Annotated in this window: 17 protein-coding genes; 12 read left to right on the forward strand and 5 right to left on the reverse strand. The window is 70.2% G+C overall.

Annotation, left to right across the window (positions count from 1 at the left end):
* Positions 1–61: 61 nt before the first annotated feature.
* A complete protein-coding gene (locus BWR60_RS12725; RefSeq protein ID WP_088151396.1) occupies positions 62–517 on the forward strand; it encodes a (2Fe-2S)-binding protein in 456 nt (151 codons plus the stop codon).
* A gap of 17 nt (positions 518–534) precedes the next feature.
* Positions 535–2,742, forward strand: coding sequence for a xanthine dehydrogenase family protein molybdopterin-binding subunit (locus BWR60_RS12730; protein ID WP_088151397.1), 2,208 nt, complete (start codon positions 535–537; stop codon positions 2,740–2,742).
* 77 nt (positions 2,743–2,819) lie between these two features.
* Here BWR60_RS12730 and BWR60_RS36340 read toward each other — a convergent pair whose 3' ends face one another.
* Positions 2,820–3,407 carry a hypothetical protein gene (locus BWR60_RS36340; protein WP_144445608.1) on the reverse strand — a complete coding sequence of 196 codons (588 nt, stop codon included), beginning with the start codon at positions 3,405–3,407 and terminating at the stop codon, positions 2,820–2,822.
* 385 nt (positions 3,408–3,792) lie between these two features.
* Here BWR60_RS36340 and queE point away from each other — a divergent pair, with 385 nt between their 5' ends.
* The 3 genes from queE to queC are packed head-to-tail and all read left to right on the forward strand — an operon-like array spanning position 3,793 to position 5,510.
* On the forward strand, positions 3,793–4,425 hold the full coding sequence (gene queE, locus BWR60_RS12745) for a 7-carboxy-7-deazaguanine synthase (protein WP_088151400.1): 633 nt from the start codon (positions 3,793–3,795) through the stop codon (positions 4,423–4,425).
* A 13-nt stretch (positions 4,426–4,438) separates the two neighbouring features.
* Positions 4,439–4,795, forward strand: coding sequence for a 6-carboxytetrahydropterin synthase QueD (gene queD, locus BWR60_RS12750; protein ID WP_088151401.1), 357 nt, complete (start codon positions 4,439–4,441; stop codon positions 4,793–4,795).
* The gene (gene queC, locus BWR60_RS12755) at positions 4,785–5,510 is read left to right on the forward strand and encodes a 7-cyano-7-deazaguanine synthase QueC (RefSeq protein WP_088151402.1); all 726 of its coding nucleotides are present in this window, start codon (positions 4,785–4,787) and stop codon (positions 5,508–5,510) included. The genes queD and queC overlap by 11 nt, the downstream gene beginning before the upstream one ends.
* A 173-nt stretch (positions 5,511–5,683) precedes the next feature.
* Here the strand turns inward: queC and BWR60_RS12760 are convergent, their stop codons facing one another.
* Positions 5,684–6,604: a choline sulfate utilization transcriptional regulator gene (locus BWR60_RS12760; RefSeq protein WP_088151403.1), complete on the reverse strand. Its 921-nt coding sequence runs from the start codon at positions 6,602–6,604 to the stop codon at positions 5,684–5,686.
* Between the two features lie 120 nt (positions 6,605–6,724).
* Here BWR60_RS12760 and betC point away from each other — a divergent pair, with 120 nt between their 5' ends.
* Together betC and BWR60_RS12770 are read left to right on the forward strand one after the other, a co-directional pair.
* On the forward strand, positions 6,725–8,314 hold the full coding sequence (gene betC, locus BWR60_RS12765) for a choline-sulfatase (RefSeq protein WP_230983035.1): 1,590 nt from the start codon (positions 6,725–6,727) through the stop codon (positions 8,312–8,314).
* Complete coding sequence (locus tag BWR60_RS12770; RefSeq protein ID WP_088151405.1) at positions 8,287–9,228, forward strand: choline ABC transporter substrate-binding protein; 942 nt, start codon at positions 8,287–8,289, stop codon at positions 9,226–9,228. Before betC ends, BWR60_RS12770 begins: the two co-directional genes overlap by 28 nt.
* Before the next feature lie 284 nt (positions 9,229–9,512).
* Here the strand turns inward: BWR60_RS12770 and BWR60_RS12775 are convergent, their stop codons facing one another.
* Positions 9,513–10,352: an alpha/beta fold hydrolase gene (locus BWR60_RS12775; protein ID WP_230983036.1), complete on the reverse strand. Its 840-nt coding sequence runs from the start codon at positions 10,350–10,352 to the stop codon at positions 9,513–9,515.
* Positions 10,353–10,647: 295 nt separating this feature from the next.
* On the opposite strand from BWR60_RS12775, the gene BWR60_RS12780 reads away from it, so the two are divergent.
* The 4 genes from BWR60_RS12780 to thpR all read left to right on the forward strand — a co-directional run bounded on the left by BWR60_RS12780 (position 10,648) and on the right by thpR (position 14,329).
* Entirely contained in the window at positions 10,648–11,097 is a 450-nt protein-coding gene (locus BWR60_RS12780) for a MarR family winged helix-turn-helix transcriptional regulator (RefSeq protein ID WP_088151441.1), read from the forward strand.
* 139 nt (positions 11,098–11,236) lie between these two features.
* Positions 11,237–12,637: a dihydrolipoyl dehydrogenase gene (gene lpdA / locus BWR60_RS12785; RefSeq protein WP_088151406.1), complete on the forward strand. Its 1,401-nt coding sequence runs from the start codon at positions 11,237–11,239 to the stop codon at positions 12,635–12,637.
* 171 nt (positions 12,638–12,808) lie between these two features.
* A complete protein-coding gene (gene ftrA, locus BWR60_RS12790; protein ID WP_088151407.1) occupies positions 12,809–13,771 on the forward strand; it encodes a transcriptional regulator FtrA in 963 nt (320 codons plus the stop codon).
* Positions 13,772–13,783: 12 nt separating this feature from the next.
* Entirely contained in the window at positions 13,784–14,329 is a 546-nt protein-coding gene (gene thpR / locus BWR60_RS12795; RefSeq protein WP_088151408.1) for an RNA 2',3'-cyclic phosphodiesterase, read from the forward strand.
* Positions 14,330–14,439: 110 nt separating this feature from the next.
* Here thpR and BWR60_RS37010 read toward each other — a convergent pair whose 3' ends face one another.
* Positions 14,440–14,610 carry a 2'-5' RNA ligase family protein gene (locus BWR60_RS37010; RefSeq protein WP_179221742.1) on the reverse strand — a complete coding sequence of 57 codons (171 nt, stop codon included), beginning with the start codon at positions 14,608–14,610 and terminating at the stop codon, positions 14,440–14,442.
* 87 nt (positions 14,611–14,697) lie between these two features.
* Positions 14,698–15,924: a UbiH/UbiF/VisC/COQ6 family ubiquinone biosynthesis hydroxylase gene (locus tag BWR60_RS12800; protein ID WP_218823473.1), complete on the reverse strand. Its 1,227-nt coding sequence runs from the start codon at positions 15,922–15,924 to the stop codon at positions 14,698–14,700.
* Positions 15,925–16,017: 93 nt separating this feature from the next.
* Here BWR60_RS12800 and BWR60_RS37015 point away from each other — a divergent pair, with 93 nt between their 5' ends.
* Positions 16,018–16,164 carry a hypothetical protein gene (locus BWR60_RS37015; protein WP_179221743.1) on the forward strand — a complete coding sequence of 49 codons (147 nt, stop codon included), beginning with the start codon at positions 16,018–16,020 and terminating at the stop codon, positions 16,162–16,164.
* The last annotated feature ends 38 nt before the right edge of the window (positions 16,165–16,202 follow it).

Below are 16,202 nucleotides of genomic sequence, written 5' to 3' on the forward strand. Positions count from 1 at the left end.
ATGCCAGCCCCGGCGCGGTGCCCGGCCCTGATCGCACCGCATCCAAATTGGGACATCGACCATGGTGAAGCTCAACATCAATGGCGCCGACCACGAGCTCGACATCGATCCGCAGATGCCGCTGCTCTGGGCCCTGCGCGACCATCTCGACATGACCGGCACCAAGTTCGGCTGCGGCCAGGCGCTGTGCGGCGCCTGCACCGTGCATCTGGACGGCCAGCCGGTGCGGTCCTGCCAGACCTTCGTCGGCGATGTCGGCGAGGGCAAGATCACCACCATCGAGGGCGTAAACGGCAAGGTCGCCGAGGCCGTGCGCGCCGCCTGGACCAAGCTCGACGTGGTGCAGTGCGGCTACTGCCAGTCCGGCCAGATCATGTCGGCGATCGGCCTCTTGAGCCAGACGCCGAAGCCGACCGACGACGACATCGTCGCCGCGATGGACGGCAACATCTGCCGCTGCGGCACCTACCAGCGCATCCGCGCGGCGATCCACGACGCCGCGGCGCAGCTGGCCTGAACCGGGAGGGACGATCCATGTTTGCTCAGCCAATCGTCGCCCCGGCCGCGACCGGAGCCGCCGACGACCTCGCCAGGCCGAACCGCCGCTCCTTCCTGAAGGGCGCCAGCGCCCTGGGCGGCGCGCTGGTGGTCGCGGCCCATCTGCCGCTCGTCCGCCGCGCCATGGCCGCGGCCGGCGACCTGGCCCCCAACGCCTTCGTCCGCGTCGCACCGGACAGCACCGTCACGGTGCTGATCAAGCATTGCGAGATGGGCCAGGGCGTGACCACAGGCCTGACCACCATCGTCGCCGAGGAGATCGACGCCGACTGGGGCCAGATGCGCTTCGAATTCGCCCCGGCCGACGCCAAGCTCTACAACAACCTCGCCTTCGGCCCGATCCAGGGCACCGGCGGGTCGACCTCGATCGCCAATTCCTGGGACCAGCTGCGCAAGGCCGCCGCCGCGGCGCGCGCGATGCTGGTCCAGGCCGCCGCGGCGGCCTGGGGCGTCCCGGCCGGCGAGATCACGGTTCAGAAGGGCGTCGTCGCCCACGCCTCGGGCAAGTCCGCCCGCTTCGGCGAGCTGGCGGCCCAGGCCGCGGCGCTGACCCCGCCGGCGGACGTCACGCTGAAGGACCCGAAGGCCTTCACCCTGATCGGCACGCATGTGCCGCGGCTGGACACCCCGGCCAAGATCACCGGCAAGGCCGGCTTCTCGATCGATGTCCGCCGCCCCGGCCAGCTGACCGCGCTGGTGGCCCACCCGCCGCGCTTCGGCGGCACACCGAAGAGCGTCGACTCGACGGCGGCGAAGCAGGTGCCGGGCGTGGTCGATGTCGTCACCATCCCGACCGGCGTGGCCGTCGTGGCCAAGGACACCTGGTCGGCGATGCAGGGCCGCGAGGCGCTGAAGATCGAGTGGGATGCGACCGCGGGAGAAGGCCAGTCCACCGATGCGATCATGGCCGGATACAAGGCCATGGCGCAGGAGCCGGGCCTGACCGCGGCCAAGCGCGGCGACGCCGCGGCGGCGCTGCAGAAAGCGGCCAAGGTGGTGGAGGTGGAGATCGAGTTCCCCTACCTCGCCCACGCGCCGATGGAGCCGCTGAACGGCGTGCTGGAGCCGACCAAGGACGGGGCCGTGTGGTGGGCCGGGTCGCAGTTCCAGACCATCGAGCAGGCCACCATCGCCGCCATCCTCGGCCTGAAGCCGGACCAGGTGACGATCAACTCGACCTACACCGGCGGCTCCTTCGGCCGGCGCGCCACCCCGACCGCCGACTACGCGGCCGAGACGGCGATGATCGTCAAGGCCACCGGCGGCAAGGCGCCGATCCACCTGATGCGGACCCGCGAGGACGACATGAAGGCCGGCTATTACCGGCCGATGGCGTATCACAAGGTCCGGGCCGGGGTGGACGCGGCCGGCAATGTCAGCGGCTGGGACCACACCGTGGTCGCCAAGTCGATCATGATCGGCACCTCCTTCGAGGCCTTCGCGGTGAAGGACGGCATCGACGCCACCAGCATCGAGGGCGCGTCGGACACCGCCTATGCCGTGCCGGACCTCACCGCGACGGTGCACAACGCCAAGGAGGGCGTGCCGGTGCTGTGGTGGCGCTCGGTCGGGCACACCCACACCGCCCATGCGGTCGAGACTGTGGTCGACGAGTTGGCCCATGCCGCCGGCAAGGACCCGGTCGCCTTCCGCGCTAGCCTGCTGAAGGACCAGCCGCGCCATGCCGGCGTGCTGGCGCTGGTGACGGAGAAGGCGGGCTGGGGCCAGCCGATGCCGGCCGGCCAGGGCCGCGGCGTCGCCGTGCACCAGTCCTTCGGCAGCTATGTCGCCACCGTGGCCGAGGTCTCGATCAAGGGCGGGGCCCTGAAAGTGGACCGGGTGGTGGCGGCCGTGGATTGCGGCATCGCCGTCAATCCGGACGTGATTCGCGCCCAGGTCGAGGGGTCGGTGGGCTTCGCCCTCTCCGTCGTTCTGCGCAACAAGATCACGCTCAAGGACGGCGGCGAGGTGGAGCAGGCCAATTTCGACACCTATGAGCCGACCCGGATGTCGGAGATGCCGAAGGTCGAGGTGCATATCGTGCCGTCGACCGAGGCACCGACCGGCATCGGCGAGCCGGGCGTGCCCGGGCTGGCGCCGGCGATCGGCAACGCGGTCTTCGCCGCGACCGGCCAGCGCCTGCGCTCGCTGCCGCTCGACCTGTCGAAGCTGACCAGCACCTGATCGGCTGAGTTCGGCGCGGTCATTGAAAATCGAGGCCCGTGCCCCGCACGGGCCTCGATGCATTTCAGACGCCCGGCCTACAGCAGGTAGTCGCCCTGCAATGGCAGCACGTCGCCGTCCAGTCCCAGATCGATGCCGATGTTTTCGAGCGTGCCGTTGGCGAAGCCGAGAAGGCCCCCGACGATCCCGCCGACGCTACCAGCCAAGCCGGCTTCGCCGATGTCGGCCCCGTATTCCACCCCGAGTTGCAGCCCGGTCCCGAGCCCGCCGGCCAGCCCTCCGGTGTCGCCGTTCAGCACGTCGCTGATCGGGCCGAGGTCGATGGCATCGCCGAGGCTCAGAGCACCGTCCGCGATGGCAACGACGCCGACGGCCAGCCCATTGACGAGATCGCTCCCGAGATGCAGCGCACCGCCGAGCACTTCGCCGAGCACCGGGATCTTGTCGACCGAGTCTCCGAGATTGTCGGCCGCACCGATCAGGAGGCCAACAATGCCGCCGACCGCGCCGCCGAGAACACCCAGGAGGCCGTTGTTTCCGGCCTCCGTTCCCTTGTCGAGGCCGACTCCCAGGCCATCGCCCAGACCATCCACCGGGTTGCCGCTGTCACCGCCGAGGAGCTGCCCCACGGCACCAAGCAAACCGCCAAGAAGATCGGATTCCATATCGCGGATCCCCTATATCGCCTTCAGAAGAGCCTGCTTCCGAGTCAAGCAGGCCAAATGCTGCATAATGTAATATGAATAAGACTTCAACCCTATATTTGGGAAAATAAACATTCCTTTATTGCAAAATCCTACGGACTTTGAGAATGGGGAGGCCCTCAAAACGATTTTCACTTTTCCCTAAAATCCGTTCATTGCGATCATTGACTCCGGCACGAAAAAGCCGAGGAGGCGGGCCGGAGCGACGCCGATCGGCCTGTCGGGCAGCGCCCTGACCCCCGCGGCAATTCGCACCTGACCCGCGCGGCGAAACCGGCTAAAACCGCGCCGCGCGGCAACGGCCCACCCCTGAGGCCGCCAGAAGACGCCGCGCCGGACCAGCGTGATGGGCTACGTCGTCAAAGAGATCTTCAAGACCCTCCAGGGCGAAGGCCGCCATGCCGGGCGCGCCTCGGTGTTCTGCCGCTTCGTCGGCTGCAACCTGTGGACGGGCCGCGAGCAGGACCGGGCCGAGGCGGTGTGCCGCTTCTGCGACACCGACTTCCTGGGCACCGACGGGCCGGGCGGCGGCCGTTTCGATAGCGCCGAGGCGCTGGCCGCGGCGATCGAGGCCTGCTGGGACGGCCCGGCCGCGGAGCGCTTCGTCGTCTTCACCGGCGGCGAGCCGCTGCTGCAGCTCGACCGCGCCCTCCTGGACGCCATCCATGCCCGCGGCTTCACCGCCGCGATCGAGACCAACGGCACCATCGAGCCGCCGGCGGAGCTGGACTGGGTCTGCGTCAGCCCCAAGGCCGGCGCCCCCCTGGCCGCGCGCCGCGGCGACGAGCTGAAGCTGGTCTATCCGCAGCCGGAGCTGATGCCCGAGGCGGTGGCAGGCCTCGACTTCACCCATTTCTGGCTGCAGCCGATGGACGGGCCGGACCGCATCGCCAACACCGAGGCCGCGGTCGCCTATTGCCTGTCGCACCCGCAATGGCGGCTGAGCCTGCAGACCCACAAGCTCATTGGCATTCCATAAGAGTTCTTTGGCCATGAAGATCACCCAGGCCTTCACCTTCGAGGCGGCACATCGCCTGCCCAACGTCCCGGCGACGCATCGCTGCCACCGGATGCACGGGCATTCCTACCGGGTCGAGCTGCGGCTGGAGGGGCCGGTCGATCCCGAATCCGGTTTCGTCGTCGACTTCTTCGATGTCGAGGCCGCCTTCGCGCCGATCCTGGCCCGGCTGGACCATTACTGCCTGAACGAGATCGAAGGGCTGGCGAACCCGACGGCGGAGCACATCGCCGTCTGGATCTGGGACCGGGTACGGCCGTCCCTGCCGCTGCTGGCCGCCGTCACCGTTTACGAAACCCCGAACTGCTGGGCCGAATACGATGGTCGCTGACCAGGGCGAGCGGGCCGCCGCCGAGGGCGCGCTGGTGCTGTTCTCCGGCGGCCAGGATTCGGCCACCTGCCTGGCCTGGGCGCTGGAGCGCTTCGGCCGCGTCGAGACCGTCGGCTTCGACTACGGCCAGCGCCACCGGGTCGAGCTGGACGTCCGGCCGGTGGTGCTGGAGGCGATCCGCGCCCGCTTCCCGGACTGGGCCGGGCGGCTAGGCGACGACCACATGCTCGATCTCTCGGTGCTGGGCCAGGTCAGCGACACGGCGCTGACCCGCGACGTCGAGATTGCGATGCAGGACAACGGCCTGCCCAACACCTTCGTGCCCGGCCGCAACCTGGTGTTCATGACCTTCGCCGCCGCTTTGGCCTATCGCCGCGGGCTGCGCCACCTGGTCGTGGGCGTGTGCGAGACCGATTATTCCGGCTATCCGGACTGCCGCGACGACACCATGAAGGCGATGCAGCTGGCGCTGAACCTGGGCATGGAAACGCGCTTCGTCCTGCACACGCCCCTGATGTGGATCGACAAGGCCGAGACCTGGCGCCTGACGGAGAGCCTGGGCGGCGAGGCGCTGGTCGGACTGATCCGCGACGAGACCCACAGCTGCTACCGCGGCGACCGCAGCCAGGTGCACGACTGGGGCCATGGCTGCGGCGAATGCCCCGCCTGCGACCTGCGCGCCGAGGGCTGGCGCCGGTTCCGGGCCACACCCTAGGCTCCGCGGCGCGATCCCCCTCACCCTCCCGCCGCCAACGCGGCGGGCCCCTCCCTCTCCCCAAGGAGAGGGAAACAAGGCCAGCGCTCCATATACCTCTCCTTGGGGAGAGGTCGAAATCGCGCCAGCGATTTCGGGTGAGGGGCGGCTCCGGCCCATCCGCCTCTCTGAGATCAACCACGGGCACGCCCCGCCGCCTCGGCCACCAGCCAGTCGCGGAAGGCGGCGCGCAGCGGATCCGGGCGGTCGGCCAGGGGCTGCGCCAGGAAATAGCCGCGCTGGGTGCGGTAGGGCGAAGGCAGGCAGGCGACGAGCTGCCCCGCGGCCAGCAGGTCGTCGACCAGCGGCCGCCAGCCCAGCGCCACGCCCTGCCCGGCCAAGGCCGCCTGCAGCACCAGCGGGTAGTTGTTGAGGCGCAGCGACCGGCCGCGTGGCGCGCCCTCCACCCCCTGCCCGCGAAACCAGCCGGACCAGTCGATCCAGCGCGCCGGGTCCGGGCTGTCGAGATGCAGCAGCGGCTGGGCCAGCAAATCGGCCGGCGCGGTCAGGCGCGGCAGCCGGGCCGCCATCTCCGGGCTGCAGATCGGCACCACGCTTTCCGGGAACAGCCGGTCGACGGTGCAGCCGGGCCAGCGCCCCGGCCCGAACGCGACCACCGCGTCGACGGCGCGGTCGCGCGGGTCGATCACGTCCTGGCTGGCCAGGATGCGGATCTCGACCCCGCCCAGCGCCGCCCGCAGCCGCTCCAACCGCGGCAGCAGCCAGTAGGTGGCGAAGGCGAAATCGGTGGCGACGGTCAGCCCGCCGGGGTCGCGCGCCTGGCGGATCTCCGCCGCCGTGTCGGCGATGGCGTCGAGCGACCGGGTCACCACCTGCAGGAGGCGCTCGCCCTCCGCGGTCAGGGCCACGCCGCGATGCAGCCGCCGGAACAAAGCCGCGCCCAGCCGCGCTTCCAATGCGGCGATCTGATGGGAGACGGCCGGCTGGGTGGCCCCGAGCTCACGCGCGGCGGCGCTGAAATTCGACAGCCGCCCCGCGGCCTCGAAGGCCAGGAGCGCGGGCATCGGCGGCAGGTCGCGGCGTCGGGTTGCCATAAACAGGGATAATACCTCCATGAGCCGCCGCGGTCTTCACGATCCTTTCGGTCGCACCCCATCCTGTCGGCTGAACCAGGGCACCGTCCCCGGCGTTGCATCAGCATGGAGAGGCGGATCGTGGGGACAGAGGCGCGGCGACCGAACATCCTGATCCTGATGGCGGACCAGCTGACGCCCTTCGCCCTGCCGACCTATGGCAATGCCGTGGTGCGGGCGCCGGTGATCGCCGGGCTGGCGCGCGACGGGGTGGTATTCGACGCCGCCTATTGCAACAGCCCGCTCTGCGGCCCGTCCCGCGCGGTGTTCATGTCCGGCCGGCTGCCCTCGGCGATCGGCGCCTATGACAATGCCGCCGAGTTCCCCTCCGACATCCCCACCTTCGCCCATGCGCTGCGGGCGCTGGGCTACCGCACCATCCTGTCCGGCAAGATGCATTTCTGCGGTGCCGACCAGTTGCATGGCTTCGAGGAGCGGCTGACCACCGACATCTACCCGGCGGATTTCGGCTGGACCCCGGACTGGGACCGGCCGGAGGCGCGGCCGAGTTGGTATCACAACATGTCGTCGGTGCTCGATGCCGGCCCCTGCATCCGCACCAACCAGCTGGATTTCGACGACGAGGTGGTGTTCGCGGCCGAGCGGCGGCTGTACGACCTGGCGCGGACCGGCGACGGCAAGCCGTTCTGCCTGACCGTGTCGCTGACCCATCCGCACGATCCCTTCGCGGTGCCGGAGCGGTACTGGACTCTGCACCGCGACGAGGACATCCCGCTGCCCGAGGAGGCGCCGGCCGACGACCCGCATTCGCGCCGGCTGCGCGCGGTGTGCGAACTGGACCGGACGCCGGTCACGCCGGAGCAGACCCGCCGGGCCCGGCGCGCCTATTACGGCGCCATCGCCTATGTCGACGAGCAGTTCGGCCGGGTGATGGAGGCGCTGCGCCGCACCGGCCTGGCCGAGGACACGGTCACCATCCTCCTGTCCGACCATGGCGAGTTCCTGGGCGAGCGCGGCCTCTGGTACAAGATGAGCTTCCTGGAGGGCGGCAGCCGCATTCCCCTGATCGTCCACGCCCCCGGCCGCTTCGCCCCGCGCCGGGTGGGCGCCGCCGTCTCCTCCGCCGACCTGCTGCCGACCCTGGTCGATCTCGCGACTCCCGAGGGCGCGCCGGCCCATCCGACGCCGCTGGACGGGCGCAGCCTGCTGCCGCATCTGGCCGGCACCGGCGGCCACGACCTGGTGCTGGGCGAGTATCTGGCCGAGGGCGCGGTGGCGCCGATGGTGATGATCCGCCGCGACGGCTGGAAGTTCATCCACAGCCCGGCCGACCCCGACCAGCTGTTCGACCTGACGGCCGATCCCGGCGAGCGGACCAACCTCGCCGCGGACCCCGCCCAGGCCGCCCGCATCGCCGCCTTCCGGGCCGAGGTGGCGGCGCGCTGGGACCTGCCGCGGCTGCGCGAGCAGGTGCTGGAAAGCCAGCGGCGGCGGCGCTTCGTCGATGCGGCGCTGCGCCGGGGCGCGCTGCATGGCTGGGACTGGCAGCCGCGGCAGGACGCCACCCGGCAATACATCCGCAACCACATGGATCTCGACGATTTGGAGGCCGCCGCCCGGTTCCCGCGCGTCACGCGGGGCAACACCCCCCATGGGGACGACAACAACAGGGAGACAGCATCATGCGCGGACCCATCGCCCTTGCCCTGACCGGGCTGCTGCTGGCGGCCACGCCCGCCGTCGCGGCCGACCCGGACGCTTGTGCCACCGTGCGTATGTCGGACCCGGGCTGGACCGACATCACCTCGACCAACGGGATCATCGGCACGCTGCTGGAGCCGCTGGGCTACACCCAGAAGGTGGAGACCCTGGCCGTGCCGGTCACCTTCGAAAGCCTGAAGAACGGCCAGATCGACGTCTTCCTCGGCAACTGGATGCCGGCGCAGAAGCGCTTCATCGAGCCGCTGACGGCGGAGAAGGCGATCGAGGTGATCCGCCCGAATCTCGACGGCATCCGCTTCACCCTGGCGGTGCCGTCCTATGTCGCCCAGGCCGGGGTGAAGGATTTCGCCGATCTGGCGAAGCATGCCGACCAGTTCGGCCGCAAGATCTACGGCATCGAGCCCGGGGCGCCGGCGAACCAGAACATCCAGAAGATGATCGACGCCAAGGATTTCGGGCTGGACGGCTGGTCCCTGGTCGAATCGAGCGAGCAGGCCATGCTGAGCCAGGTCGACCGCGCCGTGCGGCGCCAGGAATGGGTCGCCTTCCTGGCGTGGGAGCCGCACCCGATGAACACCAAGTTCCAGATCGACTATCTCAGCGGCGGCGACGCCTATTTCGGCCCGAATTACGGCGGCGCCACCGTCTACACCGTGACGAAGCGAGACTTGTCGAAGAATTGCCCCAATCTCGCCCGGCTGCTGTCACAGCTGGCCTTCACGGTGGATATGGAGAACCAGATCATGGGGACGATCCTGGACGAGGGGGCGGATGGCCGCACGGCCGCCGCGAAGTACCTCAAGGCTCACCCCGACCTTCTCGCCGGCTGGCTGGCCGGCGTGACCACCCGCGACGGACAGGATGGCGCCACCGCCGTTCGCGCCGCACTGACCAAGGGCTGAGGGAGGCCCGCAGCGCATGTTGACCGTGATCCGGGGTTGGATCGTTCAGCTGTTCAAGCCGCGCTATCACCCGGAGCGGCACTACATGCGCGGCCGCCCGACCGGCGGCACCTCGCGCTGAGGTTCGCAACCCCGGCGACAGGCAAAACAGTTCGTCATGGCGAGCCCCGAAGGGGCGTGGCCATCCAGGGGCGGCTCGCATCGGCCCCTGGATGGCCACGGCGCTGCGCGCCTCGCCATGACGGTTCGGGATGGGCGGCGGGCGGTGACCCGCCGCCTTTCACTTAGCCCTTGATGAAGGCCAGCAGGTCCGGATTCAGCACGTCGGCATGGGTGGTCAGCATGCCGTGCGGGAAGCCCTTGTAGACCTTCAGCGTGCCGTGCTTCAGCAGCTTGACCGAGAGCAGCGCCGAATCGGCGATCGGCACGATCTGGTCGTCATCGCCATGCATCACCAGGGTCGGCACCTCGATCGCTTTCAGATCCTCGGTGAAGTCGGTCTCCGAGAACGCCTTGATGCAGTCGTACTGCGCCTTGGCGCCGCCGATCATGCCCTGGCGCCACCAATTGTCGATCACGCCAGGCGAGACCTTCGCGCCCGGCCGGTTGAAGCCGTAGAACGGGCCTTCCGGCACGTCGCGGTAGAACTGCGCCCGGTTGGCCGCGAGCGCCTGGCGGAAACCGTCGAACACCTCCAGCGGCAGGCCGCCCGGGTTCTTTTCCGACTTCACCATCACCGGCGGCACGGCGCCGACCAGCACCGCCTTGGCCACCCGGCCGTGGCCGCCATGCCTGGCGACATAGCGCGTCACCTCGCCGCCGCCGGTCGAATGGCCGATATGGACGGCGCCTTTGAGGCCGAGATGCTCGAACAGCTGCGCCGCGTCGGCGGCATAGGTGTCCATCTCGTTGCCGGTGTCGGTCTGGCTGGACCGGCCATGGCCGCGCCGGTCATGGGCGACCACGCGGAAGCCCTGGCCCAGAAAGTACAGCATCTGGGCATCCCAGTCGTCGCTGCTGAGCGGCCAGCCGTGGTGGAACACGATCGGCTGCGCGTCGCGCGGGCCCCAATCCTTGAAGAAGATGTTCGTGCCGTCCTTGGTCGTGAACGATCCGCTGCTCATGATGCTGTCTCCGGATGAGGGTGGGCGTGAGGGCGCGGCGGCAGCTTGCGCCGGGGAAGAATGCGGCAGGGCGGCCGCTGCGGCGAGTCCGACTCCTGCCGCCAGGACCAGCCGGCGCGAAATCCCGTCCGTCCCGTGCTCGCTGTGATCCATCTGCGGCTCCATAGATTATCGCGACATCAATTGTCGCGATAATCTATCGGTACCCGATCGCCTCGCCGGCGTCCAGCTATATCTTAGCGTGATATCATTTTTCGTGATAATCATGATCGCGCATCAGGAACAGGAGGGCCACATGCCTCTGCCGAAGGACCGCCCGCTGGCCCTGGACCAGCAGATCTGCTTCACGCTCTACCGGACCAACATCGCCATCAACCGGACCTACAAGCCGCTGCTGGACGAGATGGGCATCACCTATCCGCAGTATCTGGTGCTGAACGTGCTGGGCGAAGAGGACGGCCGGACCATCGGCACGATCGCATCCCGGCTGGCTCTCGATTCGAGCACGATCACGCCCCTGGTGAAGCGAATGGAAGCCGCGGGGCTGGTGACGCGGCAGCGCAGCCCGGGCAATGAACGCGAGGTCCAGGTCCGGCTGACCGGGGCGGGCCGCGATCTCTTCGCCCGCAGCCGCTGCCTGGGCGAATCGCTGCTCGCGCGGTCGGGGCTGACGCTGCCGCAGCTCGACGCCCTCAACCGCCAGATCCTGGACCTGACTGCCGCGCTGGACAGCCGGCTCGACTGACCGGAATGAGCCGCGCCGGGGCGCCCCGACCATAGGCCCGCATATCATCCGGGGATGGCAGACGCCCGCTCGACACGGTTGCGGCGCGGCGCCGGGTCATGCAGTTTGCGGCCACCCTTCCGCAAGCTGAGTGCGAGCGATGACCGAACCCGCAGCCACCTATGACCTGATCGTGATCGGCGCCGGCCCCGGCGGCTACGTCGCCGCCATCCGCGCCGCCCAGCTGGGGCTGAAGACCGCCTGCGTCGAGAAGATGCCGACCCTGGGCGGCACCTGCCTGAACATCGGCTGCATCCCGTCCAAGGCGCTGCTGCACGCGTCGGAGCGGTTCGAGGAGGCCGGCCACTCCCTGGCCGCCTTCGGCATCAAGGTGGCGGGGGTCGAGCTCGACCTGCCCGGCATGATGGGCCACAAGGACAAGGTGGTGAAGGCCAACACCGACGGCGTCGACTTCCTGTTCAAGAAGAACAAGATCGACCGGCTGCTCGGCACCGCCCGCTTCACGGCGAAGGACCGGATCGAGGTCGAGGGCAAGAGCTACGCCGCCAAGAACTTCGTCATCGCCACCGGCTCCGATTCGACCCCGCTGAAGGGCGTCGAGGTCGACGAGACGCGCATCGTCACCTCGACCGGCGCGCTGTCGCTGCCGGAGGTGCCGAAGCACCTGGTGGTGATCGGCGGCGGCGTCATCGGGCTCGAGCTCGGCTCGGTCTGGTCGCGCCTCGGCGCCAAGGTCACCGTCGTGGAGTTCCTCGACCGCATCCTGCCGACCAATGACGGCGAGGTGTCGAAGCAGATGCAGCGCATCCTGACCAAGCAGGGCATGGCGTTCAAGCTGGGCTCCAAGGTCACGTCCGCGACCAAGACCGACACCGGCGTCACCCTCACCGTCGAGCCGGCCAAGGGCGGCGACGCGGAGACCATCGAGGCGGATGTCGTGCTGCTGTCGATCGGCCGGCGGCCCTACACCGACGGCCTCGGCCTGGACGCCGCCGGCGTCGAGCTCGACGAGCGCGGCCGGGTCAAGACCGACAGGCACTTCCGCACCAATGTCGAAGGCATCTACGCCATCGGCGACGTGATCGCCGGCCCGATGCTGGCGCACAAGGCCGAGGATGAGGGCGTGGCCGTGGCCGAGATCCTGGCCGGCCAGGCGGGCCATGTGAACTATGACGCGATCCCGAGCGTGGTCTACACTTGGCCCGAGGTGGCCTCGGTCGGCCGCAGCGAGGAGGAGCTGAAGCAGGCCGGCGTGGCCTACAAGGCCGGCAAGTTCCCGTTCCTGGCCAATGGCAAGGCCCGCGCCATGAACGCCACCGACGGCTTCGTCAAGGTGCTGGCCGACGCCAAGACCGACCGCGTGCTGGGCGTGCACATCATCGGCGCAGAGGCCGGCATCCTGATCGCCGAATGCGTGCTGGCGATGGAGTTCGGCGCCTCGGCCGAGGACATCGCCCGCACCTGCCACGCCCACCCGACCCTGAGCGAGGCGGTCAAGGAAGCCGCCCTCGCCGTCGACGGCCGCGCGATCCACATCTGATTGCGGGCGGTCGCTCTCCTCACCGTCATGGCGAGCCCCGCAGGGGCGTGGCCATCCAGGGCAGCGCGCACCGGCCCCTGGATGGCCACGGCGCTCCGCGCCTCGCCATGACGCGGAGGGGCATGCCTCGCATGCCTTGACGCCCCGGCCGCGATGGCGTTCCCATCGCCCATGACCCACCCGCCGCCGAACCTGACCGTCGCCGCGCTGGCCTATGACGGGCTGTGCACCTTCGAGTTCGGCGTCGCGGTCGAGGTGTTCGGCCTGCCGCGGCCGGAATTCCCCGACTGGTACCGCTTCACCGTCTGCGCCGCCGAGCCCGGGCCGCTGCGCGCCATCGGCGGCATCCAGGTCCAGGCCGAGGCCGGGCTGGAGGCGCTGGAGCAGGCCGGCACCATCGTCGTGCCCGGCTGGCGCGGCATCCGCGAGGCCCCGCCCGAGCCGCTGCTGGCCGCCCTGCGCCGGGCCCATGCGCGCGGCGCCCGGCTGGTCTCGATCTGCTCCGGCGTGTTCGTGCTGGCGGCCGCGGGCGTGCTGTCCGGCCGCCGCGCCACCACCCATTGGCGTTACGCCGAGGCCCTGGCCGCGCGCCATCCCGACATCCGCATCGTGCCCGACGTGCTGTATGTCGACGAGGGCCAGGTGCTGACCTCGGCCGGCAGCGCCGCCGGGTTGGACCTTTGCCTGCACATCGTGCGGCGCGACTGGGGGGCGCGGATCGCCAACCAGGTGGCGCGGCGCCTGGTGGTGCCGCCGCATCGCGAGGGCGGCCAGGCGCAATATGTCGACCGGCCGGTGCAGGTCGAGGAGCGGCCGCGCCTGGCCGCCCTGTTCGACTGGGTCCGCCGCCACCTGGCCGAGGACCTGCCGCTGGAGCGGCTGGCCGAGGAGGCCGGGATGAGCCTGCGCACCTTCCTGCGCCGCTTCCGCGAGGCCACCGGCACCACCCCGGCGGAATGGTTGATCGGCGAGCGCCTGGCGCTGGCCCGCGACCTGCTGGAGACCACCGAGCTGCCGGTCGAGCGCATCGCCACCGAATGCGGCTTCGGCTCCGCCGACACGCTGCGCCACCATTTCCGCCGCCGCCTCGCCACCAGCCCGGCCCGCTACCGCGCCGGCTTCAGCCTCGCCTGAGAGGCAACGCCCATGCTCCGCCTGTTCGTCGCCATCGCCATTCCCGCCGCGCTGCGGCCTCGCCTGTCGCTGCTGCAGGGCGGCGTGCCCGGGGCGCGCTGGACCAACCCGGCCGATTTCCACCTGACCCTGCGCTTCGTCGGCGAGGTCGACACGCTGGAGGCGGAGGAGATCGACCAGGCGCTGCACGCCTTGGCCGCGCCCGGCTTCAGCCTGGCGCTGGACGGCGTCGGCCAGTTCGGCACCAAGCGCGCCGCCTCGACCCTGTGGGCCGGGGTGGCGGCGGAGCCAGCGCTGAATTTCCTGCACGCCAAGGTCGACCGCGCCCTGGTCGCCACCGGCCAGCCGCCGGACGACCGCTCCTATGCCCCGCATGTCACCCTGGCCCGGCTGCGCCAGTCCCCGGCCGAGCGGGTCGAGCGCTGGCTGCTGGAGCATGCGCCCTTCCGGGCCGAGCCCTTCCCGGTCGACGCCTTCCACCTGTACCAGAGCCATGTCGGCCGCGAGGGCGCGGTCTACGAGATTTTGGAGAGCTACCCGCTGGCGCCGGCGGCATGAAATAGAGACCCGTCATGGCGAGCCCCGCAGGGGCGTGGCCATCCAGGGCGGCTCGCACCGGCCCCTGGATGGCCACGCCCCTGCGGGGCTCGCCATGACGGGTCTCTATTTCATGCCGCCGGCGCCAGCGGGTAGCTCTCCAAAATCTCGTAGACCGCGCCCTCGCGGCCGACATGGCTCTGGTACAGGTGGAAGGCGTCGACCGGGAAGGGCTCGGCCCGGAAGGGCGCATGCTCCAGCAGCCAGCGCTCGACCCGCTCGACCGCTCCTATGCCCCGCATGTCACNATGGCCACGGCGCTCCGCGCCTCGCCATGACGGGAAGAGATCGGTGAGCCGATCTCAAACGCCGATGGCATCACATGAAAGTCATCGCGCCCGCGCCCCCAGCCCCATCGCCTGGCGCATGAAGAAGCGCTTCACCGGCGGCAGGCGGCCGACCGCGGCGAGGCCGAGGTCGCGGGCCAGCTGCACCGGCGCCAGGTCGGTCGAGAACAGGCGGTTCAGCCCGTCCGTCGCCAGGATCATCGCCACATTGTCCGGCCGCCGCAGCCGCTCATAGCGCTGCAGCAGCGCCGGATCACCGAGGTCGAGGCCGAGGCGGCTGCGCTCGACCAGCAGCCCGGACAGCACGTCGATGTCGCGCAGGCCGAGATTGAGGCCCTGGCCGGCGATCGGGTGGATGCCGTGCGCCGCCTCGCCGATCAGCGCCGCCCGCCGGGCGCCGTAGCGCCGGGCATGGACGACGCCGAGCGGATAGGTGAAGCGCTTGCCCAGCGTCCGCACCGGCCCCAGCCAGTCGCCGACCACGGCCTGCAGCGCCGCGTCGAACGCCTCGACCGGGCGGTGCACCAGGTCGTCGGCAGTGTCCGGATGCTCGGTCCAGACGATCGAGGAGCGATGGGTGCCGTCGGCATCGTCGCGCATCGGCAGCACGGCGAAGGGGCCGGCCGGCAGGAAATGCTCCACCGCCACGCCCTCATGCGGCTCGGCATGGCCCATGACGCAGACCACCGCCTTCTGCCGGTAGGCGAAGCTGCGCGCCGGGATGCCCAACTGCTGCCGGGTGAAGGAGCCGCGGCCGTCGGCGCCGATCACCAGCTCGGCCCGCACCACGCTTCCGTCGGCCAGGGTCACGGCGGCATGGCCGGTGCCCGTCTCCACCGCCACCACCTTGGCCGGGGCGATGTGGCGCACCGCCGGCAGGGCGTCCAGCCGCTGGAACTGCGCCAGCCGCAGCAGCCGGTTCTCGACGATATGGCCGAAGGGCGCGCTGTCCGATTCCCCGGCCATCTCCTGATGGTCGAAATGCAGGAACACCGGGGCGCGGCCGTCGGCGATGCGGATGTCGAGGATCGGTTCGGCCTGGTCCGCCACCGGGTCCCACAGCCCGGCCGAGGCGACGATCCGGCGCGACCCGTAGGACAGGGCCGTGGTGCGGCCGTCGAAGCTGGGCAGGGTGCGGGCGGCCGCCGGCTCCTGGTCCAGGATCACGGTGTCGATGCCGGCCTGGCCGAGGGCCGCCGCCATGGTCGCGCCGGCCAGGCCGCCGCCGACCACCACGACCTGGGTGCGCAAGGTAGTGCTGTCGTTCATGGCGCGCAGCATCGGAGCGCGCCGCCGTGCTGTCCAGTGGCGGCGTGTCACATCGGCGGGTGCCCGCCCGCCGTTTCGTGGTAGGATTTCACCATGGTCCGGATTCTTCTCCTATCCATCCTGGTGCTGGCTGCCGGGTGCTCCGAGCGGCGGGGCGTCGGCGTCGCCGCCGGCGGCGCCTGGGGCTCGTCCGGCGGCGCCGGCAGCCTGATGTCGCTGTCGATCCCCTTCGGCCTCTGACCTCGGCAACATCGCGTCGGGCGCCGATCCTGATTCGT

The organism is Inquilinus limosus, from assembly GCF_002195995.1.
Classification (GTDB): Bacteria; Pseudomonadota; Alphaproteobacteria; order DSM-16000; family Inquilinaceae; genus Inquilinus; species Inquilinus limosus_C.

Bases quoted from the DNA above. Each gene is read 5' to 3' on its own strand.
- queD (WP_088151401.1), top strand. From the start codon at position 4,439: ATGAAGATCACCCAGGCCTTCACCTTCGAGGCGGCACATCGCCTGCCC.
- BWR60_RS12775 (WP_230983036.1), bottom strand. From the start codon at position 10,352: ATGAGCAGCGGATCGTTCACGACCAAGGACGGCACGAACATCTTCTTC.
- BWR60_RS12730 (WP_088151397.1), top strand. From the start codon at position 535: ATGTTTGCTCAGCCAATCGTCGCCCCGGCCGCGACCGGAGCCGCCGAC.
- lpdA (WP_088151406.1), top strand. From the start codon at position 11,237: ATGACCGAACCCGCAGCCACCTATGACCTGATCGTGATCGGCGCCGGC.
- BWR60_RS12725 (WP_088151396.1), top strand. From the start codon at position 62: ATGGTGAAGCTCAACATCAATGGCGCCGACCACGAGCTCGACATCGAT.
- BWR60_RS12800 (WP_218823473.1), bottom strand. From the start codon at position 15,924: ATGAACGACAGCACTACCTTGCGCACCCAGGTCGTGGTGGTCGGCGGC.
- BWR60_RS36340 (WP_144445608.1), bottom strand. From the start codon at position 3,407: ATGGAATCCGATCTTCTTGGCGGTTTGCTTGGTGCCGTGGGGCAGCTC.
- BWR60_RS37015 (WP_179221743.1), top strand. From the start codon at position 16,018: ATGGTCCGGATTCTTCTCCTATCCATCCTGGTGCTGGCTGCCGGGTGC.
- thpR (WP_088151408.1), top strand. From the start codon at position 13,784: ATGCTCCGCCTGTTCGTCGCCATCGCCATTCCCGCCGCGCTGCGGCCT.
- BWR60_RS12770 (WP_088151405.1), top strand. From the start codon at position 8,287: ATGCGCGGACCCATCGCCCTTGCCCTGACCGGGCTGCTGCTGGCGGCC.
- ftrA (WP_088151407.1), top strand. From the start codon at position 12,809: ATGACCCACCCGCCGCCGAACCTGACCGTCGCCGCGCTGGCCTATGAC.
- queE (WP_088151400.1), top strand. From the start codon at position 3,793: ATGGGCTACGTCGTCAAAGAGATCTTCAAGACCCTCCAGGGCGAAGGC.
- BWR60_RS12780 (WP_088151441.1), top strand. From the start codon at position 10,648: ATGCCTCTGCCGAAGGACCGCCCGCTGGCCCTGGACCAGCAGATCTGC.
- BWR60_RS12760 (WP_088151403.1), bottom strand. From the start codon at position 6,604: ATGGCAACCCGACGCCGCGACCTGCCGCCGATGCCCGCGCTCCTGGCC.
- queC (WP_088151402.1), top strand. From the start codon at position 4,785: ATGGTCGCTGACCAGGGCGAGCGGGCCGCCGCCGAGGGCGCGCTGGTG.
- BWR60_RS37010 (WP_179221742.1), bottom strand. From the start codon at position 14,610: ATGCGGGGCATAGGAGCGGTCGAGCGGGTCGAGCGCTGGCTGCTGGAG.